Annotated in this window: 25 protein-coding genes; 4 read left to right on the plus strand and 21 right to left on the minus strand. The window is 40.2% G+C overall.

Translation table 11 applies throughout. The annotated features are described in order from the left end of the window. Nucleotides 1-32: 32 nt before the first annotated feature. Genes B879_RS10165 through B879_RS10175 form a run of 3 tightly spaced genes read right to left on the minus strand, consistent with a single transcriptional unit; the run spans nucleotide 33 to nucleotide 1828 of the window. Nucleotides 33-1298 carry a replication-associated recombination protein A gene (locus tag B879_RS10165; RefSeq protein WP_009185089.1) on the minus strand — a complete coding sequence of 422 codons (1266 nt, stop codon included), beginning with the start codon at nucleotides 1296-1298 and terminating at the stop codon, nucleotides 33-35. Between the two features lie 54 nt (nucleotides 1299-1352). Then, nucleotides 1353-1658: a type II toxin-antitoxin system RelE/ParE family toxin gene (locus tag B879_RS10170; protein ID WP_009185090.1), complete on the minus strand. Its 306-nt coding sequence runs from the start codon at nucleotides 1656-1658 to the stop codon at nucleotides 1353-1355. Then, complete coding sequence (locus B879_RS10175; RefSeq protein WP_009185091.1) at nucleotides 1646-1828, minus strand: hypothetical protein; 183 nt, start codon at nucleotides 1826-1828, stop codon at nucleotides 1646-1648. The genes B879_RS10170 and B879_RS10175 overlap by 13 nt, the downstream gene beginning before the upstream one ends. Nucleotides 1829-1878: 50 nt before the next feature. Here B879_RS10175 and B879_RS22120 point away from each other — a divergent pair, with 50 nt between their 5' ends. Continuing rightward, a complete protein-coding gene (locus B879_RS22120) occupies nucleotides 1879-2046 on the plus strand; it encodes a Txe/YoeB family addiction module toxin (protein ID WP_438501545.1) in 168 nt (55 codons plus the stop codon). Nucleotides 2047-2072: 26 nt separating this feature from the next. Here the strand turns inward: B879_RS22120 and B879_RS10180 are convergent, their stop codons facing one another. From B879_RS10180 to B879_RS10200, 4 genes are all read right to left on the minus strand, one after another. Then, nucleotides 2073-3278 (minus strand): ATP-binding protein, encoded by a 1206-nt coding sequence (locus B879_RS10180; RefSeq protein ID WP_009185092.1) that lies wholly within the window; start codon nucleotides 3276-3278, stop codon nucleotides 2073-2075. Between the two features lie 532 nt (nucleotides 3279-3810). After that, nucleotides 3811-4824, minus strand: a complete 1014-nt coding sequence (locus tag B879_RS10190) for a threonine aldolase family protein (RefSeq protein ID WP_009185093.1) — start codon at nucleotides 4822-4824, stop codon at nucleotides 3811-3813. Nucleotides 4825-5316: 492 nt separating this feature from the next. Further along, nucleotides 5317-6258 (minus strand): glycerophosphodiester phosphodiesterase family protein, encoded by a 942-nt coding sequence (locus B879_RS10195; protein WP_009185094.1) that lies wholly within the window; start codon nucleotides 6256-6258, stop codon nucleotides 5317-5319. Beyond that, the gene (locus tag B879_RS10200; RefSeq protein WP_009185095.1) at nucleotides 6248-6694 is read right to left on the minus strand and encodes a DUF2721 domain-containing protein; all 447 of its coding nucleotides are present in this window, start codon (nucleotides 6692-6694) and stop codon (nucleotides 6248-6250) included. Before B879_RS10200 ends, B879_RS10195 begins: the two co-directional genes overlap by 11 nt. Nucleotides 6695-6862: 168 nt before the next feature. Here B879_RS10200 and B879_RS10205 point away from each other — a divergent pair, with 168 nt between their 5' ends. From B879_RS10205 to B879_RS10215, 3 genes are read left to right on the plus strand one after another with little or no spacing between them, the layout of a single operon-like run. Beyond that, entirely contained in the window at nucleotides 6863-8104 is a 1242-nt protein-coding gene (locus B879_RS10205) for an ABC transporter substrate-binding protein (RefSeq protein WP_009185096.1), read from the plus strand. A gap of 4 nt (nucleotides 8105-8108) precedes the next feature. Beyond that, a complete protein-coding gene (locus B879_RS10210; RefSeq protein WP_009185097.1) occupies nucleotides 8109-9140 on the plus strand; it encodes a FecCD family ABC transporter permease in 1032 nt (343 codons plus the stop codon). 1 nt (nucleotide 9141) lies between these two features. Beyond that, complete coding sequence (locus tag B879_RS10215; protein ID WP_009185098.1) at nucleotides 9142-9909, plus strand: ABC transporter ATP-binding protein; 768 nt, start codon at nucleotides 9142-9144, stop codon at nucleotides 9907-9909. A gap of 43 nt (nucleotides 9910-9952) precedes the next feature. Here B879_RS10215 and B879_RS10220 read toward each other — a convergent pair whose 3' ends face one another. The 14 genes from B879_RS10220 to hypD form a co-directional block, all read right to left on the minus strand. Then, entirely contained in the window at nucleotides 9953-11470 is a 1518-nt protein-coding gene (locus B879_RS10220) for a hypothetical protein (protein WP_009185099.1), read from the minus strand. Next, nucleotides 11467-11841: a hypothetical protein gene (locus B879_RS10225; protein WP_009185100.1), complete on the minus strand. Its 375-nt coding sequence runs from the start codon at nucleotides 11839-11841 to the stop codon at nucleotides 11467-11469. Before B879_RS10225 ends, B879_RS10220 begins: the two co-directional genes overlap by 4 nt. Next, nucleotides 11825-12325: a hydrogenase maturation protease gene (locus B879_RS10230; RefSeq protein ID WP_009185101.1), complete on the minus strand. Its 501-nt coding sequence runs from the start codon at nucleotides 12323-12325 to the stop codon at nucleotides 11825-11827. The genes B879_RS10225 and B879_RS10230 overlap by 17 nt, the downstream gene beginning before the upstream one ends. Before the next feature lie 114 nt (nucleotides 12326-12439). Continuing rightward, entirely contained in the window at nucleotides 12440-14032 is a 1593-nt protein-coding gene (locus B879_RS10235; protein WP_009185102.1) for a nickel-dependent hydrogenase large subunit, read from the minus strand. 8 nt (nucleotides 14033-14040) lie between these two features. Further along, nucleotides 14041-15021: an NADH-quinone oxidoreductase subunit B family protein gene (locus B879_RS10240; protein WP_009185103.1), complete on the minus strand. Its 981-nt coding sequence runs from the start codon at nucleotides 15019-15021 to the stop codon at nucleotides 14041-14043. Between the two features lie 256 nt (nucleotides 15022-15277). Then, nucleotides 15278-15892, minus strand: coding sequence for a TetR/AcrR family transcriptional regulator (locus tag B879_RS10245; protein WP_009185104.1), 615 nt, complete (start codon nucleotides 15890-15892; stop codon nucleotides 15278-15280). An 11-nt stretch (nucleotides 15893-15903) separates the two neighbouring features. Further along, entirely contained in the window at nucleotides 15904-16266 is a 363-nt protein-coding gene (locus B879_RS10250; protein ID WP_009185105.1) for a hypothetical protein, read from the minus strand. Then, the gene (locus tag B879_RS10255; RefSeq protein WP_009185106.1) at nucleotides 16263-16889 is read right to left on the minus strand and encodes a TetR/AcrR family transcriptional regulator; all 627 of its coding nucleotides are present in this window, start codon (nucleotides 16887-16889) and stop codon (nucleotides 16263-16265) included. Before B879_RS10255 ends, B879_RS10250 begins: the two co-directional genes overlap by 4 nt. 27 nt (nucleotides 16890-16916) lie before the next feature. Then, nucleotides 16917-17264 carry a hydrogenase maturation nickel metallochaperone HypA/HybF gene (locus tag B879_RS10260; protein ID WP_009185107.1) on the minus strand — a complete coding sequence of 116 codons (348 nt, stop codon included), beginning with the start codon at nucleotides 17262-17264 and terminating at the stop codon, nucleotides 16917-16919. 2 nt (nucleotides 17265-17266) lie between these two features. After that, nucleotides 17267-17842 (minus strand): bifunctional nuclease family protein, encoded by a 576-nt coding sequence (locus B879_RS10265; RefSeq protein ID WP_009185108.1) that lies wholly within the window; start codon nucleotides 17840-17842, stop codon nucleotides 17267-17269. Beyond that, the gene (locus B879_RS10270; RefSeq protein WP_009185109.1) at nucleotides 17843-18049 is read right to left on the minus strand and encodes a hypothetical protein; all 207 of its coding nucleotides are present in this window, start codon (nucleotides 18047-18049) and stop codon (nucleotides 17843-17845) included. It lies immediately after the preceding gene. A gap of 12 nt (nucleotides 18050-18061) precedes the next feature. After that, a complete protein-coding gene (locus tag B879_RS10275; RefSeq protein WP_009185110.1) occupies nucleotides 18062-19231 on the minus strand; it encodes an NHL repeat-containing protein in 1170 nt (389 codons plus the stop codon). Nucleotide 19232: 1 nt separating this feature from the next. Continuing rightward, the gene (gene hypE, locus B879_RS10280) at nucleotides 19233-20294 is read right to left on the minus strand and encodes a hydrogenase expression/formation protein HypE (protein WP_009185111.1); all 1062 of its coding nucleotides are present in this window, start codon (nucleotides 20292-20294) and stop codon (nucleotides 19233-19235) included. Nucleotides 20295-20321: 27 nt separating this feature from the next. After that, the gene (hypD, locus tag B879_RS10285) at nucleotides 20322-21428 is read right to left on the minus strand and encodes a hydrogenase formation protein HypD (RefSeq protein WP_009185112.1); all 1107 of its coding nucleotides are present in this window, start codon (nucleotides 21426-21428) and stop codon (nucleotides 20322-20324) included. Nucleotides 21429-21464 lie beyond the last annotated feature (36 nt).

A 21464-nucleotide genomic window follows, 5' to 3' on the forward strand; every position in this document is an offset into this window, starting at 1 on the left:
CTGCCTTAACTTCTTAATGGTGGAAAACCTCCTTAGTAACCGTACTTTCCTTTCCATCTTTCCCCCAAAAACCGCTTCAGTTCATTTTCCCTCGCATTATTGCCTGGCTCATAAAGCTTGGTGTTTTTGATAGCATCTGGAAAAAACTCCTGCATCACAAAATTCTGGTCGTAATCATGGGCATACTTGTACTCCTTTCCGTAATTCAGGTCCTTCATCAGCTTGGTGGGGGCATTGCGTAAATGAAGGGGAACAGGAAGATCCCCCGTTTCCTTGACCAAAGCCTGGGCCCGGTTGATGGCCATATATGACGCATTGCTCTTGGGAGATGAAGCCAAATAGGTCACACACTGGGAAAGAATTATCCTGGATTCGGGATAGCCGATCATTTTCACCGCTTCAAAGCAATTGGTGGCCAGCAAAAGGGCATTGGGATTGGCATTGCCTATATCTTCGGAAGCCAAGATCACCAATCTTCTGGCAATGAATTTCACGTCCTCCCCTCCTTCTATCATCCTGGCTAACCAATACACCGCAGCATTGGGATCAGAACCCCGGATGGATTTGATAAATGCAGAGATGATGTCATAATGCTGCTCTCCGGATTTGTCATAAAGGGCAATTTTCTGCTGGGCGATCTGGATCACTTTTTCATTGGAGATGACACATGGATCCTCATTGATGCCATTGATGACGATTTCAAACAAATTGAGCAGCTTCCTACCATCCCCTCCAGACATTCTGAGCAGTGCTTCGGTTTCCTCTAGCACGATGCGCTTTTTCTTCAGCTCTACATCCTTTTCCATGGCCTGCTGCAATATGGACTCAAGTTCATGCTTGCCCAAGGAATTCAGGGTATAGACCTGGCACCTGGAAAGCAGGGCGGCATTGACCTCAAAGGACGGGTTCTCCGTGGTGGCACCGATCAGGCGGATGACACCTTTTTCCACAGCCCCCAAAAGCGCATCCTGCTGGGATTTATTGAAGCGGTGGATCTCGTCGATAAAGAGAACGGCTCCCCTTTGAAATTTAGCCTTTTCGATAACCTCCCGGATGTCCTTTACCCCTGAGCTTATCGCAGAAAGGGTATAGAAAGGGACTTTGATCTCATTGGCAATAATATTGGCGATGGTGGTTTTCCCTACCCCTGGAGGTCCCCAAAAGATCAGAGAAGGTACATTCCCAGACTTGATGGCTTTGTACAAAAATGCCGTTGGGGCCGTCAGGTGTTCCTGTCCTATTAGCTCTTCCAATCGGGAAGGGCGCATACGTTCTGCCAAGGGGGTACTGTCGATCATTTGTCCCGGAAATTTTGAAGATGCAAATTAATAATAAGGAGGGAATTGAAAGTACTATCCCTCAAATAAGGAAATGTCAGACAAAGGTCTAGAACTGGTATGACCAGCTAATACACTAATATTCGCTTCATCAAAAATAACGTAAATGATCCTATAATTTCTGAAAATAAGCTCCCTGACAAATCGGTTGTTTAATTCCGGAACAATTCTCCCGATTTCTGGAAATTGAGACAATAAAATCTCTTTGGAAAAAATTAAATCTACAAGTTCTTCAGCAAATGCAGTTGAAGTTTCACTGTAAAACTTTCGGATTTCAAAAATATCCTCAACTGCTTGTTTGGACCATTTTACTTTGACCATTCTTTAATCAGTTTTTTCGCCTGATCTGATGTATAAGAATCCCCCTTTTTTGCCTGCTCCATGCCAACTTGAACTTTGTTAAGCAAGATCAATTTATCCATTAAATCATCAATGGAAAATTCATTTGGCATGGTTTTCAACGTTTCTAATACTTTCTCTTTTGTAATCATTTGGCAACTTTTTATCTAATATACTGCATTAAGGTTGAAAAATCGATGAGTTGATCAAAGAATCCATGAGAACACCATTTGAGGGGACAGGAAAACCAGAACCCCTTAAACATGACCTTTCAGGTTGGTGGTCTCGAAGGATCAATCTAGAACACAGACTGGTTTACAGAGTAGAAGATGATTCACTATACATTCTTCAATGCAGGTACCACTATTAACCAGACATAAAAAGAAAGAGTTAATTTCATAGGCCAAAAAATGATCTTACATCTTGAATCACGATTGATTTTTCATTTAAAACTAACCGATCATTTTGTTCTAAAGTTAGTATAAAGCCCTTATCGATTTCAAAAAAGTTCATCGCTTCTATTAACCCTTCCAATTCCCTATCCCTATTATCGGGATGCAGACTCTCTGTAACTTGTATCAGCCATTTACAGACATTACCCTCAAAAACCACAAAATCACATTCCTTTCGCTCTTTGAAATAAAAGATTTTTTGATTCTGTTTCTTGAAATTCAAATAAACAAGATTCTCTAAAAGCCTACCCTTATCCTTTGTAAAACTCAAAGAATTAGATTTGGCAAATCCATTGTCGATACAATATACTTTTTTAGGATTCTTGGATATACTTTTAGACGACCAGCTGAAACGTGGAAGGAAAAACAACAAGTAGGAATCTTCCATCCATGATAAATAATCTGATACCGTGCTCGGAGAACCTACATTGAAAGTTTTTCGAAGACCATTGAAACTCACCTCTTTTCCAATGTTTGAAACTAGGAACAGCGCAATATCCATCAGGACATGGGTATTTTTTATACCAAATCTAACCGCTATATCCCTATACAAGATATCTTTCAATAACATTTGAAGGATTTCAGGATTCTGGTCTCTTAAGAATTCAGGAAATCCGCCTTTGACGAGATAGTCATTGAAGTTTTCCTGACTATCATCTAGATCTAAAAAGGCAAGGTATTCTTGATATGAAAATGGAAAGACTTCATGACTGAGATATCGGCCAGTCAATCTTGTACCCATTTCCCTACTCAATAGTGAAGCGTTCGACCCTGTTACAAATACTTTCTCCCCTCTATCATGTAGCTGTCTGACAAAAATCTCCCAACCTTCCACATTCTGTATTTCATCAAAAAAATAAGCTTCTATTTCATCTCCCATAACCTCATCTAACTTTGAAAAATCCCCTACCCCAAAACCAAAAACTCTTGAATCCTCAAAATTAAAGTAGGCGACTTTTCCAAAATACTTTTTGACAATCTGTCTCATCAAAGTACTCTTTCCAGACCTTCTTACTCCGGAAATCACTTCAATATGAGAGGAGGAGGGTTTGAATGTCTCTAACAAATTACGATTGATCAAACCAACGTCTCTAGCTAAAATTCGTTTTTGACCATTATAAGCTGTCGCTATATCTTCTTTAAACAACATGTTTATCAATGATTTACAACACAAAAATAATATTTATTCTGTAAAAATAAACTATCTTACGTTTGTAAAGTAAATTAATTTATGCCTATAACATAAACTACTCGTGGAATTTGTAATTGAAACATATTTCAAATTATTTCACAAATCATATTTAGGGCTTGCTGAAAAAGTCTCAGGTATGTCAGCTTCGAAGCGGGCGATTGAAGATGTATGCTTATACTTCGAATGAGCCCAATGAAGAAGATGGTATGCCTGAGACTAGCCTGAAAATTTCAAATTTTGAAATTTTCACGTGCACGCAAATCAAACAGGATCATTTAATAAGTTTGCACCTGCTTAAAAAGATAACGCTTAATAAATGGGGTATTCATCAAAATTTAAAGAAATTATTCTCCAATTGGCGTTTTTCAGCACGCCCTATTTAGCCAAGGCAGATCTAATATCATGAAATAAATATCAACCAATATCAACTATACATTACTCTGCACCTTTTTCCATATTTTTCGCGAAGCATATTTCCACAATATTTCTACTATATCTCCTTTATCCTTTCCCCAAATAACATCAGCATTTCATCATTAAAATCCAGATGGGTCACAAAACGGACCTGGTCTTTGCCGAACTTCACAGCTTTGATACCATTTTCAGATAATTTGGACAGGAAATCTTCCGGACTGATGTCCTGCAATCTCGCGATCACGATATTGGTCACCACCGGGAAAACCTCTGACACAAGGGGATGTTTTTCCAGCAGCTGTCCTATAGCCTTTGCCCTGTCATGGTCTTCGGCCAAACGATCCACATGATGGTCAAGGGCATAAATGGCAGCTGCAGCCAAATAACCGGCCTGTCGCATGCCTCCGCCAAAAGACTTTCTGATTTTTCTTGCCCGTTTTATGTCAGCTTTGGTTCCCAATAACACTGATCCAATCGGGCAACCCAAACCTTTGCTCAGACAGATAGAGATGGTGTCAAACCGAGCTCCCCAATCTTTGGCACTTTCACCACTTGCCACCAAGGCATTAAAAAGTCGGGCACCGTCCAGGTGGAGTTTGATGCCATGTTTTTCACAAAGGATTTTAATCGGCTTTACCTCATCCAAAGTATAAATACTGCCTCCACCCTTGTTCATGGTGTTTTCCAAAGATACCAGCGTGGTCTCACAAGCATGTACATCATCAGGGCTGATATTTTCCGCGATGGATTCAGCGGTGATTTTACCGTATGCTCCGTCCAACAGTTTAACCGAAGCACGGGCATTGGCCATAATGCCACCGGCTTCATAGAGGTAGATATGGGAATATTTGTGGCAGATAACTTCCTGATGTGGTCCAGTATGGAGTTTGATGGCAATCTGATTGGTCATGGTGCCTGAAGGACAGAAAATCCCCGCTTCCATGCCGAACATTTCCGCCAGTTTTTGCTCTAAAGCATTGACGGTTGGGTCTTCTCCAAAGACATCATCGCCCACTTGGGCAGACCACATCGCCTCCAACATTCCATTGGTAGGCTTGGTCACGGTATCTGATCGTAAATCGATTATCATATTTTTTAAGAGATTAGATGCGAGAAGCGAGATGCTAGACTTTTCCGCAAATGGTAAATATAAAGACTAAAAATCTTAGACGTAAGACATAAGATGCAAGATTTGAGATCTAGAACTTCCCGTCGACCGCCATTCGAAACCACACTTAAACCTGATCTCTCGCTTTCCATCTTCCTTTATCCTTAATTATTTCCGAAATCACACTTTCGAAATCCGAAATCTCCCACAAGATCGGTCTTTCAGACCTCTGGATGATTTTGTTTTCTTTACCCAGGACTGCATCCTGGGCTGTTACAGAGCGGCCCTTCAGGCCTATTTCCGAAATCCGCCTTTTCCCCGCGCTGCAACCTGGCCCCTCGCTAAAAAGCTTTACTACAGCTTTTATTTACGCTCAGTCCTCTTTTACCTTAGCTCTTAATGAATCCCTAAACTCCTTAATTGTTCAAAATCTTATGTCTTAAGTCTTGCATCTAAAGTCTAAGTTCTCGCTTCTTACCTAAAATACTTCAACTTGGAACTATTTTCCGGACTCAAGCCCACAATCGCCATTGCTGCTTCTATCGGTCTGTCTGTAGCCAAAATATCTGCTCCCTTTTCAACAAACTCTGCATAGATTTGGTCCCCACGGGCAATGGCACTTCGGTCTAAGTTGCCCAAAACCCCAAGAATGGTAAAAACGCCCCTTTCATGAAGCATGGCATTAAAGGCTTCCGGCCTCTCTGATGTCCCTGTAAATGCAATCCAACGGTCAACGGGAATTCCGGAATTTTCGAAGCGCTCCAGCTCTTCCTCATTGCGGATGGTCACAGAAAGCATCAACTCAGGATGCAACCTGTGTATCTTTCTGGCCGCATCTACGCTGTATGTAATTACCGCTGCATAGGGCTCGGATTGATGCCTTTTGATGGCATCCACAACCATATCAAAAGGTACCTCTCTTTTGATATCCACGGTAAATAAAGTTTTTCCTTTTCCCCAGGCCAATGCCTCATCCAAGGTAGGTACACGAAAATCTGTCTGTAAACCTTCTTTATCTACCAAATACAATTCTCTGATTTCTTCAAAAGTATGATCAATTACCCTTCCCTTACCCGTCGTGGTACGGTCCAAAGTATTGTCATGCATCAAAACCAAGACCGAATCTTTGGTGAGCGCCACATCAAATTCAATGATGGAATGCGTATGTTTTAAAGTGTTTTCAAATGCCTCTATGGAATTTTCGGGATAACCCGGATAAGGTCCTCCCCTGTGTGCAGATACCATCGGGATCCTATCAGAAGTCCAAGCGTAGAAGTCCCTGGCCTCTTCTACCGTAGATAGTACTATCCTATGCAGCTCATTTGAAGCAAGTGCTGTTGTTTGACTGTCTGAGGCCTCTTTTCTACAGGAAAAAAGAAGCAACAATATTAAAAATCCGTAAATCTTACTCTTCATTTTTATCTTTTTTAAACCAAAATCCGGAAGAGCGTTTTTGAAACAATTCTTCCATGTCCTGAATCTCCAAATTCAACGCTTGGTTTGAAACCAATATTTCAATCATTGAAATCCCCAATGAAACCAAGAGTGCCAGCATACTGCCTATAAATACGTAATTGGCCGCTTCCTGGGCTTCAATGAAAATCAAGTACATACAAATCACACAGAGCAGGAAGCTCAAGACCCCACAAAGCTGCATGTACTTGATCATGCTCAATCGCCTTTTCAAGTTGTGAATTTGTCCAATGATGATCTCTTCTTCAGGATTTTCGAGGTATTTTTTATGAAGTCCCCTGATCAGATTGGCAATGGCCAAAAACCTGTTGGTAAAGGCCAACATCATCAAAGTGATGGCTGAAAAAAGCAAAGCAGGTGTGGAGAGTTGGAGTTCCATAAATAAGGTCAATGTAAAGCTATGAAATATATACAACTAGCACTAATCTCTACAATTCTGAATTGAATCTAGAAAATTTTTACTAATTAAGAATGGTGAAGAATCACTTTCGAATGATTAGTTTGAGCATGAATTGCCTATTCAGCAGCAACAATTATACAACTTAAAATGTGTAAGACTAAACCTGAGATTGATATCCGTATTATCAACTTTGTATTGATGTGGGTTGTTATACTTTTGGGAGCCTGCAATCATAAATCAGGTCATACTGCCATCAGCAATACTAAAGAAGGAATCAAAACGATCACTGATATGCGGAATGTTTCAGTGGATGTTCCCATTTCACCTGAACGGATCATTACCGTAAGTGATGGGATGCTAGAATCCGTATTGTGGGCCTTTGGAAAGTTAGATAAAGTAATTGCCCTAGGTTCAAGATGCGTGCAACATAATTTTTCCTACGATATTCCCGGTAAGAACAAAACTTACAGTTATACAGATGGAATGAATCCTGTCCGCGTGCTTTATCCGGAAACTGCACAATTACCTTTAATCGCCAGTTCTGGATTACCACTGCAGTTAGAGCAGATGGTAGCCTTACAACCAGACCTTGTAATTCTCAGAGAAGGAAGTTGCACCCTCAACAATTTGGATGACCCTAAAAGCCAACAGGCCTTATCAATGTTGAAATCAATGGGTATTCCAGTAGTGGTTTTAAAGGGCACCACCTCCTACGACCCGCCAAATTTGGATATGTTGAACCAGGAAATCCTGTTACTAGGGATGTTGTTTGATAAAACAGAAGAAGCGCAGCAATTGGTGACTTATTTAAATGAAACCATTCAATTTATCAAAAACCGAACCTTTGATCTCCAAGAACATGAAAAGCCTAAAGTCCTTATGCTGGGACTATCTCCAGTAGCAAGGGAAGGTGGGAGTGCAGGTGTCACTAGAGGAACTGATACTATCGAAGGATATTTTATAGAAACAGTTATAAATGCCAATAATGCCATTCAGGGTAGAGGTGGAAGATCATCCTCCTTGATGCTTAGCGAAGAGCAGATCTTGGCTCTTGACCCTGATGTAATAATTTTACATACGGCTTCAGGCTATCATCCACCTGAGGAAATCTATGAAGCATCCTACTATTCCCGATTACAAAACCTTCGGGCCGTTAAAGAAAAAAAAGTCATCGCATTACCTTGGACACCTTGCAATTGCTCCAAAAGACTGGAATACCCCATAGAGGTAATGATGATTGCCAAAAGTGCTTATCCGGAAGCTTTTGCAGACATTCAAATTCATGAATGGGTTTTAGACTTTTATCAAAAAACTTACCATATAGATCGGGAAATGGCTATCAAGCTAAGAAGCGCTCAATGGTTAGATTGGACAATTGATTATTTTTAAAACCATGCATAAGGTATTTGTTTCCAAAAAACATTACACTAGAAAGAAGGCACTTCTGCTAATTCTGGGGATTTTCGTGATCTTGACAGGCTTGATTTCTCTGAGTATTGGCCCATATGACTTATCAATAAAGGAGGTGTTAAATGGGATCTTTCAGACCAAAAGTCTTCCGCTTCCTGCCACGGAAAGAGGGGGTTTGGCAAGGTTAATCATCTGGGAAATTCGAATGCCAAGAATCATATTGGCAGTTTTGGTTGGCAGTGCCTTATCCATTTCCGGAAACATCTTCCAATCTTGTTTTAGGAATCCTTTGGTGGAGCCTTATATCCTTGGAGTGTCCAGTGGTGCGGCTTTCGGGGCTTCGATGGCCATCGTTTTTCCTGCCATGTTTTTTTCTATTCCATTATCCGCCTTTCTTTTTGCCGGATTGACGGTCTTACTGACCTTGTCCCTGGGAGTTGTCAGGGGACAGATTCAAACATTATCCTTAATCTTAGCAGGGGTGGTCATAGGTTCTTTCTTTTCATCCCTAGTTTCTATTTTAAAATATTTATCCAATGATGCTGCTCTAAGAGAAATAGTATTTTGGCTTTTAGGAGGATTCTACCACAGCGGTTGGAATGAAATCTATCTTTTAGCTCCAATAATCATTCCTGTATCCGGACTCGTTTGGTTGTTAGGATGGAAGTTGAATGTGATTTCGATTGGAGATGAAGAAGCCAAGAGCTTAGGTGTGGACCCGAAAAAAAATAAGATTATCCTGATCCTGTGTGCTACAGTTTTAACATCCCTTTCGGTGGCCTACGTAGGCATTATAGCCTGGGTAGGATTGATGGTTCCCCATGCAGCAAGAATGATCATTGGGCCTGATAACCGTTATGTAATTCCATTATCCGCTTTAATTGGAACCTTGTTCTTACTTTTTTGTGATACCCTTGCCAGAAATATGGCCACTGGAGAAATCCCGATTGGTATTCTTACTTCAATCTTAGGTGCTCCTTATCTGATTTATTTACTAAGAACCAAAACCGTATAACATGTTGCTGGAGGTAGATCAATTAAGTTTTCAGTATGATACCAAACCTATTTTTCAGGATGTCAGTTTTGCTTTGAAAGCCGGGGAACTATGTGCTATTTTGGGTATTAATGGAAGTGGAAAGTCCACACTCTTTAAGTGTATTATGGGCTTTATACATGCAAAAAGGGGGAGCATTTCTTTTGATGGAATCAATGTCAAACGACATAAAATCATCGAAATCGCAAAAAAAGTAGCTTATGTCCCTCAAGATCATCCCATTACTTTCCCTTACTTGGTCAGAGAAATGGTTCTCATGGGAAGAACTTCACACATTGCTAATTTTTTAAAAATATCAGATGAGCAATACTTCAAAGTAGAAGAGGCATTACAAGCACTTTCTTTAGGGGATTTAGCGGATAAACCCTTTAATCAGCTTAGTGGTGGACAGCGGCAAATGGTATTAATCGCACGGGCACTGGCCCAGGAGACCAAATTGATGTTATTGGATGAACCCACTTCCTCTTTGGATTTTAAAAATCAATTGCTGATTTGGCGTACATTGTTACAATTGAAGAAGGAGGGAAAGTCAGTCTTGGTCTGCACCCATGACCCCAATCATGTACTTTGGTTTTGTGACCGCGTACTCATTTTGGACAATAAGAAGTTGATCGCTGACGGTCCACCAAAAGAAGTGATGACAGAGCAGTTACTACAGCAGGTTTATGGTACCATGTGTACCTTGGAAGCTGTTGCAAACAAAAAGATAGTCCTTCCTCGAATGAGTTAGTTGGATTGATTTTGTCATACCATAAATAAATGCTTGAATTCCACTAACTCTTACCTTCTTCTGCAATAATATTTTTAAGTTGGTTCAATTTTTCTTGATGTTGCTGGGCCTCACGCATAAATTCTTCACCTGCGTGGATGTCCATCAATTCATCGATCCGCATTTGCATCTCATGAAGCCTACCAGGATTGTTTTCATCAGAAGAATTATCGGCATACCAAGACGCTTCTAAGTAATTCAATATAGTAATACTTCTTTCAATCGGAAAATTTTCTGCATCCCTGACAGCCAAAGCCTCTTGAAAATAGCTAAGTGCTTTTACAAAGTTATCTGACCTTACAGCTTGTGGGTATTTCATCAAAGCGTTCCCATAATGGGTACAGACTCTGGCATAATCGTAAGGGAATTCTTCTTTGGTAAAAATGGTCAAGGCCTCTGCAAAGCACGAAGCTGAAACTGCCGCCCAAACACTTTTCTTTTTCGCTTCATCAGGGATTTCTGAATAAATGATCCCTAAGCTTTCTTGAATCTCTGCATAGGCCAAGGGGAAATATTCCTTCGTAAAAAACCTACTGGCCTGCTGATAGGCTTCCATAGCCGGTTTAAAAAACTGAGGATTGCCTTTTTGAGCCCAGGTGGTTAGCAGTCTGGCCTTTTGCAACAAGGTTTGATGGGCAAATTCTTCCATTCCCTCTTCCTGAAAAAGCTTGACGGCTCTGGTATAATAGCCCAATGCTTCTGAAAAGCTTTCAGAAAAGCTGGCTATCATCCCAGCGTCCAAAAGACATTGCGCTTCTTCTACTTTAAACCCGTGAATATCATAGTAGGTGACGCATTGCCACAACTTATCTTTCAATACTGTCAAACCTTCCTCATCATAAGGAGGGCTTAACAACTGCGTGGATAGATGGGCCAATGTAGCCTGGATTTTCATTTTTCCTTCCTGGGAAATTTCTGCTGTATGGATTCTTCTCAATTGTCCCTCCGCTTCAGCAAATCTCCCTTCATCAAACAGATAATTGAAATAATGAAAGGCTGAAAATGCAGCGTATTCCTCAGTTGGGGCAGACATCGTAGCTTCCTGGTAATAATAGTCAACTTTGGCGGGATCTGTCACATGTCCATAATGTCTTACCACTGCATGATTATGCATCAGCCTATAGTCATCAAACTCCTCATAGCTCTCTACAGAAATTAGCCGAGGATCTATTTCGCCACCTTCCATCAAACCGATAATGATTTGAAATTCTGATTTTAGTGTCGGGGAAAATGAAATGAGTTGCAAGGATTTTTCAAACTCCCCCAATCTTATCATGACTAAGGCCAAAAGTGCCTTTTCACTGAATAAAATTTTTTCCGGAAGGAGATAGGGAGGCATTGCATTTTGCCAATCTACAGGCAGGGTAATATACCCTTTATCCACGATAAGGTGGTTAGCAGAAGCTGAAGGCTTCATGGTCTCAATATCTGCAAATTCAATCCACTCTTGAATTTTAAAATCGAAATAAACAGCATCTTTTATTTCTTCCCATAAACTTTTGTGGCAGAATAACTTAATCATAAGATATGTATTTCTAAAATAGCTTCTTTATCTGCAAAACTATATTTCAGTGCATGATTTTCTTGAGATAAATCAGGGTGATCAGCAAAAAACTCCTGTAAGGAAATTGATTTATCCCCCTGAATATTTTTTTGTTTGACAAATAGCATGATGGGTTTATACTTTGCCTTAAATGCCTTATTACTGGCCTTTGTCAAAAGAATTTTCTTTTCTTCTGGCATCATCGCCGCATAGGTTTGTCTTTCCTCACCAATCACCTGGTTTGCCAAATCATTTTGGATAATCAGGTGTTGATTATGGAGTTGAACAGGAGTATCCAGTATTTTGCTTTGCTGTGGAATATTTTGATTGAAATCAAAGGCCCTTTCCATTTTTCTCAAATAGTTCTAAATCTTCAATAATTTTATTGGCCAAGTTGTGCGCAGATCGTTGGATGACTTCTGACATACCAACGCTTAACTTAGTATCTGTGATTGCTATCAAATAAACGGTGATATTGTCTTCAGGAAATTCATCCCTAAAGATTTTTTTGGCGTAGGAGAGCGCTTGGTCCCACTTGAGACTGTGCAGAAAAACCATGGGATCATCTTGTATGGCTGATTGGATCTCCTCAGCAGGCAATTTAAATAAACTTCCGTCTTCGTGGCCAGAATGTATGACACCGTCTATGAGTAAAATCCTGTCATGATTTTTAAGCGAAAACAAGACCTCGAAGGCTGAAGTCCCCATATCAATAATGGTTAATTTTTCATGAACAGGATCCAACTTTTCTTTTAATAAGCGAATTACCTCACAACCTACAGCATCATCACTTCTCACAGGGTTACCAAATCCAAGTATGGCAGTTTTTATCATGATTTCTAAAAGAGTAAATAACAGTGGAAATCCCTTAAACTTGACAAATGCCAAGTTATGAAAATAAAAAAGTGGAAGCCTTTCCAGGATTCCACTTTTTAGCTGGGGAAGGCATTATAATTTAAACTTGGTCAATTCTTTTCCACTCTTTCCATCATGGGCATGAACTGTACATACAAGGCAGCTATCAAAGGACCTCGCCACCATCCCCACTTCTACGGGATCATGCGGATCTTCGATTTCAGTTCCCTCGAGTGCCGCTTCGATAGGGCCAGGGTTTCCTTTACCATCATTTGGGCCTACATTCCATGTGGTTGGGGCCATCACTTGATAATTTTCAATCACACCATTTTTTATCTCAACCCAATGTGCCAAAGCACCACGGGCCGCTTCTGTTGCTCCCCATCCTTTTCCATCTCTTTCTTCTGGCTTGATATAGAATTCACCGTCCAGATCTATCTGACTGAGCCATTCATTCAAATATTCATAGATTCTTGGGGCCTCATGAAGCCGGGCCAAAGTTCTTGTAAATACAGAAGGTCCTAATTTATCCATGATATCCAAAAACAAAGGGTCTCTGTTTTGGTGATCCAAATTATCAGGATTTCCTGCCATAATCACCCTGGATAATGGACCTGCTTCAGCAGCAAAACCCATATATCTTGGAGATTTGGACCAGCTATACTTACCTGAAAAGTCAGTATTCTCTAAATTTTGGGAAGGTACAGGTGTCGGAATTGGCTCATCCCAAGGGTGAGCAGGTGGCACTTGTTTATACCAAGCATGATCCACATGTTCCTGAATATCGAGGTGATTTAGGCTATGAAATTTTGCCCCATCATAAAATCCTCCAGCTGAAATAACAGCATCATTCCTGCCCTCGATGGTTGGATTATTATATTTATCCTTGTGCAGATAAGTACCATAGGCGATAAATTTGCCTACTCCCTGACCAAACTTATCTATTCCAAATTCAAGGCCTGCTCTGATAAACAGTCCCAAATCACTGTTTCTCTGGCTTTCATTTTCCTCCACCCAGGCCAACATATCATCCCAGGATTTTATTTGCAAATACCTTTCTATAGAGCAGCCAAGAAAATTCGTCTCCAACCATCTGTTTCTAAAATGATTAAGGATTGCATGTGCTCTCGTGATATCTTTCAAGGTTGGGGCACACATTACCCCACCAGGAATCATATAGGAAGAATGTGGCCATTGTCCTCCAAAAATTGCATACACTTCAACTGGTAAAGCAGAAGCTGTTAAGCCAGTTTGGAAGGAAGTGCCCACATAGGCTGCAAACCTTTTGGTCACTTCTTCATAGAGCGGCTTATTAGCAAACTTTTTATTGGCCATATCTGTAGCAAATATGGCATAGAACCACCTAGGAATACTCTGTAGAGTTTCAGTCGCTTGTCCAATTGCTCTAAGCAGTAAGGCATTTGGAGTAAGCTGGGTCTTCCAAATGGTATCCAAAGCGGAAGAAGCACAATAAAGGTGTGAGCCACCACATATTCCACAAATTCTTGGGGTGACAATAAGTCCAGATTGAGGATCTTTTCCCGCCATGATTTGTTCAAAACCACGGAACATAGCAGCTTGGGTATGTGCTCTGGTCACTACCCCATTTTCCATATATACTTTTACGTCCAGGTCTCCTTCAACGCGTCCGACTGGAGATATATTTAATTCTTTATATGTTGACATTACTTTGGTTATTTTGAGCTTTCAAATTGAGGTCTTGTTCCTACAACCACTTTATCCAGGGTACCCATTGCTTTTTCAAATCCGGCTCTCGCATAGTACCCTGCTTTGGTATTACCTGCCGGGACTGACTTTGGCAAAAAACCCAGATATTTCATGGTTTTGAATACGGATCCTTTAACGAGATCATTGTGAGGAAACCCTGGTTCTGTACAGCCTAAGCAAGGGTGATTTGCCCTGGTCTTACTGGATTGGCGGTTCCATAATATCCGGTTACAACTAGCACGGGTCATAGGACCTCTACAGCCTACTTCGTAAAATAAGCATCCGCCCCGCTTACCGAACTGACCATCCACTTTTTGGGCAAATGAAATGGCATTTGGACAACCTGTCTGAACAAAATCGGTGAAGAAGGTTTTAGGCCGATGAAACTCATCCAATAAAACATCCCCAATTCTCCCTGTGGAAATAGCTACTAAAATTTGGGTAATCCAATCAGGGTGCGCAGGGCAACCAGGAATATTAATCACAGGCAAACCTCCTTTAGAAACATAATCTGCACCCAAGAAACCACCTTTCTCTTTTTTGAGAAATTGCATCCCGGTACTTTCAGAAGGATTTGGTGGCACTGCTGGAATACCTCCCCACGTTGCGCAGTCACCTATAGCGACCACATATCCTGAAACTTTGGACAAGTCTTTAATCCAGTCCATCATGGGTCTTTCAGCAAAATAATTCATCGTACCGGTTCCATTTGGCCCTTGCACGATGGAACCTTCATAAACCAGAATATCCAATTGGGTTTTACCAGCAACAATGCTTTCCAAAAGATCAGATACCTGGTGACCTATTTCAAGGCCTATAGATGGATGCCAGAGAATATTGACACCAAAATCGGTTACCAATTCCACTACAGTTGGCTCCTCTGCATTTAAAAAAGACATGGTGTTACCACTACATGCCCCTCCTTGCAACCAAAGAACGTTTGCCATTTGAGTTGTTGTTTTGGGTTAAATTGTTAAATGAAATTAACTTGAATACAAAACAAAATTTTGAAATCAAGCATCGAAATCAAATTTAAAAATTCTCAACCAAATTAGAAAGTGTTTCCTAATTTTATTTGAATATTTTTTCTAAAAATTAGAAAAAATATTCTAAAAATGCGAAATATGATAAATAAGAGGTTTTTTTTGAAACCATCAATCTTAAATACTAAGGTTCAATAAATAAATGAGCTAAAAATGATCTTTATATAAGAACAGGATAAATATAGGCTACAAACTCTTCTTCTCCCCTGTCTGTAAGGTAAGGCGTCATTTGGCTCCAAACTGCCTCTTTGAAAAGTTTCTCCTCTGCTGGAAGACCTCTTAATATTCTCTGCGGTAACCAAAAAATTATAGACATCCAGATATTGCTGGAAAGCAACTCATTCATTTCATCAGATTGCGGAACAAGGACACCGCGCTGAACATCAAATTCAATTCTGGATTTGACCTGTAATAACATCCGGTTGGAATACTTGTGCCATTTCTCCAAGATATCGGGATAATTACGCTCTATCTCAAACATGTCCGTAAAGAAAAATCGGTACTTCATGAAAAAAGCATAGTATTGCTCGAGATTTCTGTCCAGTCCTTGAAAGTTCTCTATAAAAAGATAATCAGACAATATTTCAGAGAACTCACTAAAAATGAAGTCATAGACATGAGAAACTATTGCCTCTTTGTTTTTAAAGTGATAAGCTAAGTTTCCTACGCTTATATCAGCAGCATCCGCTATCTGTTGCAACCTTACATTGGCTACCCCATGTTCATTAAAAGTGCTTATCGCTGCTTCTAAAATTCTGTCTTTCGTTTTAGACATTTTTCCAGTTGTTAATTATAATCTAAATTTAATAACCCCTCTTTGATCATCAATGTTCCCCGTTGATCTTTTGCTGCTTGTCGCCTAAACAACTGGGACATAATTTCCGCCTTTTTTCTATCTGATTGGACTGTAATGTTTCGGACCAAGAACTTTAAGGGTTGTTTATGATGTGCAAAAACAAGATCTATTCTAAAAGCTCCTCTTCTGTAAATTAACCTGTCTATTACAGCAGTATCTACAAGCCATTCGTTGGATCGCAAAAAATTGAATTCCGACTCATTTCCCAATCTATCCTCATACAATGATAATTGATTGATGGAGCGAAGTAACCATTTATACATTTGAAAATCTAAAACCGGATTTTTTTTCATAGTTCATGTATTATAACCCTATTTTCAAATTCTTCTATTCCTGTATCCGTAAAGTATGGTTTCAACAAAAACCAAACCATTTCCAGATAGCTACTTTTATCCAATTCTTCTGCACCTGTTACTGCCTGCCTACTGATCCAACTTTCACTGGCCCAAACCAAAAGCGAGGACATTTTTTGTACGAAATCCTGATTCCCTTTTGAGTCTAAAGCCCCCCTTGCTTCATTGAAAACCAACATTCCTTGTAATTGTAGCTCTTGCCAGGTCAAATGTTCCCTGTATTGCTTCGATATATTTTCATATAACCTTGTCAAATCCAAAGCATCTTTATAAAAGAACACATACCGTTTTTGTAATTCAAAATTAGAATTGAGAAAACGGTTAAAATCTTCAAAAAGTGGCAAAACACGAAATTCTGACAGTAAAAGCTTTTGTTCTTCTACAAAGTCACTGAATAAGGCATAAAGAATATCATTTTTTGTTCTGAAATGGTAACCAATGTTACCCAAACTTAGCCCACAGACATCTGAAATATGTTGTAATCGAACATTGACGAAACCATCCCTGTTAAAAAGTTTCAACGCTACCTCCTTAATTTTTATTTTGGTATCTTTTCTAGGCATCTTTCTAAGAAATTTTTGTAAAAAAAATCACTCCAGGAATTCAACCCCTGAAATCAACAACTCATTTCCTTGAGTTACCTTATTGGTAGGTTTATTACAAGAACAAACAAACTTATAATTCACCACCTCCGATTCTTTATTGCATTCATCGCAATGCACTAAAATAGGCAATACTTCAATACAAAGCTCGCAATCCATGTACTCTTTTCTCTCAGTAGCCACTACCGCTTCAAATGCATTTTGCATCAAAATGGGCTCAACATTGGAAAGTAGCCCAACTTTCATATGGATCTTTTTAATTCTTTTTCTTTCCTTTTCCGGATAGACTGAGTCAAGGGATCCGAAAATATTTTTGACCAATGATATTTCGTGCATGATTAGTTATTAATATTTTTTCTCTTTGCAATTACCTCTCTTATCCTGACAGCGCTTTGATAATCTTCCTTTTCCAGTACCTTTTGTAAGAGGTTCTCCAATTCTTCCATGGTATACGAAGAAAAGGCAGTTCGCTTGCTTTCCCCTACATAAATGTCCATATCTATGCGTTGTTCCTCCAAAAGTTGCTTAGGAATTAAGATCGGGCTATCAAACCTCAAGGCTAAGGCAATAGCATCTGATGTCCTGCTGTCCACGCACAGCTCCTTGCGCTCAGTCGTTTTGAAAACAATTTCGCTCTTAAAAATATTATCCTTGATCTCTTTAATCCAAACATATTCCACTTTGGCGTGAAACAAACTCACCACATCGAAAAAAAGGTCATGGGTAAGTGGCCGCTGGGTTTTAATCTGCTCCAAAGCAACCCCAATGGATAAAGCTTCAGCCTCGCCAATAAGCAAAGGAAACCTGTTTTTTTTATCCAAATCCTCCAAAATCAATGCAAATTTACCCGGGAAATTCGTGCTTGGGGACATGGCAACAATAAAAACTTCCACCAGTTTTAAAGTATCCTTCATTCAGCTGTAAGTTTTAATAAATCCACATAGTTCCTCAAGATCATCAAACGGAGCTATGACATCACCCAAATGGATGAGCTTATAAAGATCAGGCCCTTCTACCTCAATCACATAGCCATTCTGTGTCTCGATATGCTTCCCATGCTGAGATAAAACCGGCAGGTTAAATTGCTTCATCATTTCTAACAAGCTCTCTGTCCCATTCATATGTTAACCTTTTTAAGACATTTGTAAATCACACAATACGATTCGATGATTACCTGTATCAGCAATTACTATTTGATTTTTTCCAGGAAACACACTAAAACTAAAAGGCCAGTATAAAGACTTTTCAGTTCCAAATACTGTATCTCCAAATTCACTGCCCGTATAAAAATCCGGCTTACCTATCAAAGCATCAGCTGATACGCCATGCTCTTTAGGGACTTTTTCAAACCAAAGAATTCTCGAATTCCCTGTATCATTGACAAAAATTCCCTCTTTGTAAAAACCTGCAAAATAACACCAATTCAATGTATTTGGACCTGGTGATAAGCCAAATTGGTTTTGTCCATTGGATTCAAAATTGGGTTGGCCAACAAGACAGGTAGCTTGCTGATTTAACGAATCTTTCCAATGATCCCAGAGAAGGACCCGGTAGTACTGTGTATCTGTAATCGCCAACTCTCCTTTTGGCCCAAGGGCAACTCCATAGGGCCAAATGGCATTGTCTGGGTCATAGCTTTTACTTCCAAAATTTTCTTGGCCGATAACTGCATCTGCGGCTTGGCCTGAGCATTCAGGAATTTTATTAAAAACCAGTACCCTTCTATTACCGGTATCCGCTACAAATAATTTTTCATCAGACACAGCTATCCCGTATGGCCAATAAAGAGAGTGAGCGGAAGGGTCTGAGTTTACTCCTTCCCTATTGGGTAGGTTACCTCGAAAATCCTCCTGACCCAACACAACATCCGCAGGTTGATGATTTTGCTGAGGAAACTCCTTCCATATCAAAACCCTATGGTTCCATGCGTCTGCTACAATTAACTTTTTCCCATCAGTCCATACCGCCGAAGGATATTGAAGGGATTGGGCAGAAGCATCTCCTCCTTCATTTCTACCGGTATTCTTTCGATCAGATTGACCGATGACTAAATCTGGTTTTTGCTGCTCACTTTCAGGAATCTGATGCCAAATGAAAACCCTATTTTGTCCTGTATCAGAAACAAGAAGTTTAGTTCCATTAACCCAAACACCTCTGGGGGCAAGAAATGGACTTTCAGGATCACCTAAAAAGAACCTGCTTGGACCTTCAATTTTTGGAACTTCCTTAGCAGGATTCAGGGAAGGTGCTGCAGCTCTTTTCAAGGTTATATTCAGCGCTATATTTGGTTTCTTATCATCCATATCAACAAATTCTCGGCAATTGCTCTCCTACCAACATATTGACAACCCTTCTCCCTCCAATTTGACTATGCAGCACCACCTGACCGGGATGTTGGTCGGCAACTTCTCCAATCACTGCTGCATGCAACCCATTTTCCCAACTTTTTAATTTTTGGACCACCTGATCCGCAATAGAAGCCTCTACAAAAGCCACAAAAACTCCTTCATTGGCTACATATAGTGGGTCCAAACCCAATAATTCACAAGCTCCTGCGACTGATTCATCTACGGTGATGTCTTTTTGGTGAATGGCAATTCCTTTGGATAAAGACTGGGAGACCTCATTCAAAATGGTGGACAATCCGCCTCTAGTGGCATCCCTTAAAAAGTGAATTCCATTTCCAAAACCTTCCAAAAGCTGCTCTACTATATGATTGAAATGACAGGTATCACTTTCTATATCGGATTCGAATTCCAAGCCCTCCCTCACGCTCATGATGGCAATACCATGCCTTGCAATATCATTGGATATAATCACTTTATCCCCTGTTTTGATTCGGTCAACCGATATAGCTGCTTCTGGATGTACCTTCCCAACACCACTTGTGTTGATGAAAATCTTATCCCCTTTTCCACGCTCTACCACCTTGGTGTCCCCTGTTACTATTTTGACTCCGGCATGATCTGCTGCCTGTTTGATATGCAATAATATTTCCCAAAAATCACTTACCCGTAAACCTTCCTCAATGATAAAAGACAATGAAATAAACGCCGCTTTGGCACCACACATACAAAGGTCATTCACCGTCCCATTGATCGCCAGTTCCCCAATATTTCCTCCCGGAAAAAATATGGGAGAAACCACATAGCTATCTGTGGTAAATGCCATTTTTCCAGGAGTTACGTCAAAGACAGCCCCGTCATGTTGCTTGTCGAGGTATTCATTGGAAAGGACATCAAAAACCCCTGCATCCAGAAGTTTGTGGGTAAGCAAGCCCCCACTGCCATGTCCCATAGTGATGATCTCAAAATCTAGCTTGGGCATTGGACAAGAAGCCGATAAAATACTTTTATAATCCGACATAAATTAAGTTTAATCTGGTTTTACGTATCAGGCTTCAGTTAACTGACCGCTGATTTTGGAAAAATGGTAATAAGCAGCACAGGCGCCTTCACTGCTTACCATAGGCGCACCAAGTGGTCTTTCCGGTGTACAACCTTTTCCAAACTGTGGGCATTCATGTGGTTTCTTTATCCCTTTCAGGACCTGACCTGCAATACATTCCGGGTTTTCCTCCACTTTGGGCATTTTGATAGAGAATTTTTTATTGGCATCAAATGCTGCATACTGTTCTTTTACTTGATATCCACTTAATGGGATATTCCCCACTCCTCTCCATTCCCTATCCGTAATTTCAAAAACCTCCTCAATCACTTTTCTTGCCTCCGGATTGCCCTCAGGCCTGACTACTCTGGCATACTGGTTTTCAAGTTTATGTTCACTTTTTTCTAATTGCTTGACTACCATTAATATCCCATGCAAAATATCTACAGGCTCAAACCCTGTAACGACAATAGGCACTTGGTATTTCTCTACCAGAGGGCCATATTCCCCAATTCCCATAATTGTACATACGTGTCCTGCTGCAAGAAAACCCTGTATTTTTACCAAATCATCATTCATCACTGCATCTATGGCAGGAGGCACAAGTACATGAGAAGCCAGAATGGAGTAATTTTCCAATCCCTCCCTGTGGGCATGAAGCACAGAAAGGGCATTGGCAGGCGCAGTGGTCTCAAAACCCACCGCAAAGAAAACCACCTGTTTATCAGGATTATCCTTGGCCAATTTCACAGCTTCCAAAGGAGAATACAATATCCTTACATCCGCTCCCTTGGACTTGGCTTCCAATAAACTATCTGTAGACCCCGGTACCCTTAACATATCTCCAAAGGAACACAAAATCACCTTTTCTTTAAGCGCCAGATAAACTGCTTTATCTATCAGGTGCATGGGCGTCACACAAACCGGACAACCTGGTCCATGAACCATGGTAATTTCTTTGGGAAGCAATTGGAGCAATCCATTTTTCACAATACTGTGGGTCTGTCCTCCACACACTTCCATGATCATCCAAGGTTTTGTACAGGATTGGTGTATTTCATCTAAATATTTCTTTACCAATTCAGGATTTCTGTATTCCGATAGGTATTTCATTTCGATCAGATTTTGTGGTTAAGTGAGTTTATTGTT

This window comes from Cecembia lonarensis LW9, assembly GCF_000298295.1.
Taxonomy (GTDB): domain Bacteria; phylum Bacteroidota; class Bacteroidia; order Cytophagales; family Cyclobacteriaceae; genus Cecembia; species Cecembia lonarensis.

Excerpts from the sequence above, each read along its gene's own strand:
- B879_RS10165 (WP_009185089.1), bottom strand. The coding sequence starts at position 1,298 with ATGATCGACAGTACCCCCTTGGCAGAACGTATGCGCCCTTCCCGATTG.
- B879_RS10170 (WP_009185090.1), bottom strand. The coding sequence starts at position 1,658 with ATGGTCAAAGTAAAATGGTCCAAACAAGCAGTTGAGGATATTTTTGAA.
- B879_RS10175 (WP_009185091.1), bottom strand. The coding sequence starts at position 1,828 with ATGATTACAAAAGAGAAAGTATTAGAAACGTTGAAAACCATGCCAAAT.
- B879_RS10180 (WP_009185092.1), bottom strand. The coding sequence starts at position 3,278 with ATGTTGTTTAAAGAAGATATAGCGACAGCTTATAATGGTCAAAAACGA.
- B879_RS10190 (WP_009185093.1), bottom strand. The coding sequence starts at position 4,824 with ATGATAATCGATTTACGATCAGATACCGTGACCAAGCCTACCAATGGA.
- B879_RS10195 (WP_009185094.1), bottom strand. The coding sequence starts at position 6,258 with ATGAAGAGTAAGATTTACGGATTTTTAATATTGTTGCTTCTTTTTTCC.
- B879_RS10200 (WP_009185095.1), bottom strand. The coding sequence starts at position 6,694 with ATGGAACTCCAACTCTCCACACCTGCTTTGCTTTTTTCAGCCATCACT.
- B879_RS10205 (WP_009185096.1), top strand. The coding sequence starts at position 6,863 with ATGTGTAAGACTAAACCTGAGATTGATATCCGTATTATCAACTTTGTA.
- B879_RS10210 (WP_009185097.1), top strand. The coding sequence starts at position 8,109 with ATGCATAAGGTATTTGTTTCCAAAAAACATTACACTAGAAAGAAGGCA.
- B879_RS10215 (WP_009185098.1), top strand. The coding sequence starts at position 9,142 with ATGTTGCTGGAGGTAGATCAATTAAGTTTTCAGTATGATACCAAACCT.
- B879_RS10220 (WP_009185099.1), bottom strand. The coding sequence starts at position 11,470 with ATGATTAAGTTATTCTGCCACAAAAGTTTATGGGAAGAAATAAAAGAT.
- B879_RS10225 (WP_009185100.1), bottom strand. The coding sequence starts at position 11,841 with ATGGAAAGGGCCTTTGATTTCAATCAAAATATTCCACAGCAAAGCAAA.
- B879_RS10230 (WP_009185101.1), bottom strand. The coding sequence starts at position 12,325 with ATGATAAAAACTGCCATACTTGGATTTGGTAACCCTGTGAGAAGTGAT.
- B879_RS10235 (WP_009185102.1), bottom strand. The coding sequence starts at position 14,032 with ATGTCAACATATAAAGAATTAAATATATCTCCAGTCGGACGCGTTGAA.
- B879_RS10240 (WP_009185103.1), bottom strand. The coding sequence starts at position 15,021 with ATGGCAAACGTTCTTTGGTTGCAAGGAGGGGCATGTAGTGGTAACACC.
- B879_RS10245 (WP_009185104.1), bottom strand. The coding sequence starts at position 15,892 with ATGTCTAAAACGAAAGACAGAATTTTAGAAGCAGCGATAAGCACTTTT.
- B879_RS10250 (WP_009185105.1), bottom strand. The coding sequence starts at position 16,266 with ATGAAAAAAAATCCGGTTTTAGATTTTCAAATGTATAAATGGTTACTT.
- B879_RS10255 (WP_009185106.1), bottom strand. The coding sequence starts at position 16,889 with ATGCCTAGAAAAGATACCAAAATAAAAATTAAGGAGGTAGCGTTGAAA.
- B879_RS10260 (WP_009185107.1), bottom strand. The coding sequence starts at position 17,264 with ATGCACGAAATATCATTGGTCAAAAATATTTTCGGATCCCTTGACTCA.
- B879_RS10265 (WP_009185108.1), bottom strand. The coding sequence starts at position 17,842 with ATGAAGGATACTTTAAAACTGGTGGAAGTTTTTATTGTTGCCATGTCC.
- B879_RS10270 (WP_009185109.1), bottom strand. The coding sequence starts at position 18,049 with ATGAATGGGACAGAGAGCTTGTTAGAAATGATGAAGCAATTTAACCTG.
- B879_RS10275 (WP_009185110.1), bottom strand. The coding sequence starts at position 19,231 with ATGGATGATAAGAAACCAAATATAGCGCTGAATATAACCTTGAAAAGA.
- hypE (WP_009185111.1), bottom strand. The coding sequence starts at position 20,294 with ATGTCGGATTATAAAAGTATTTTATCGGCTTCTTGTCCAATGCCCAAG.
- hypD (WP_009185112.1), bottom strand. The coding sequence starts at position 21,428 with ATGAAATACCTATCGGAATACAGAAATCCTGAATTGGTAAAGAAATAT.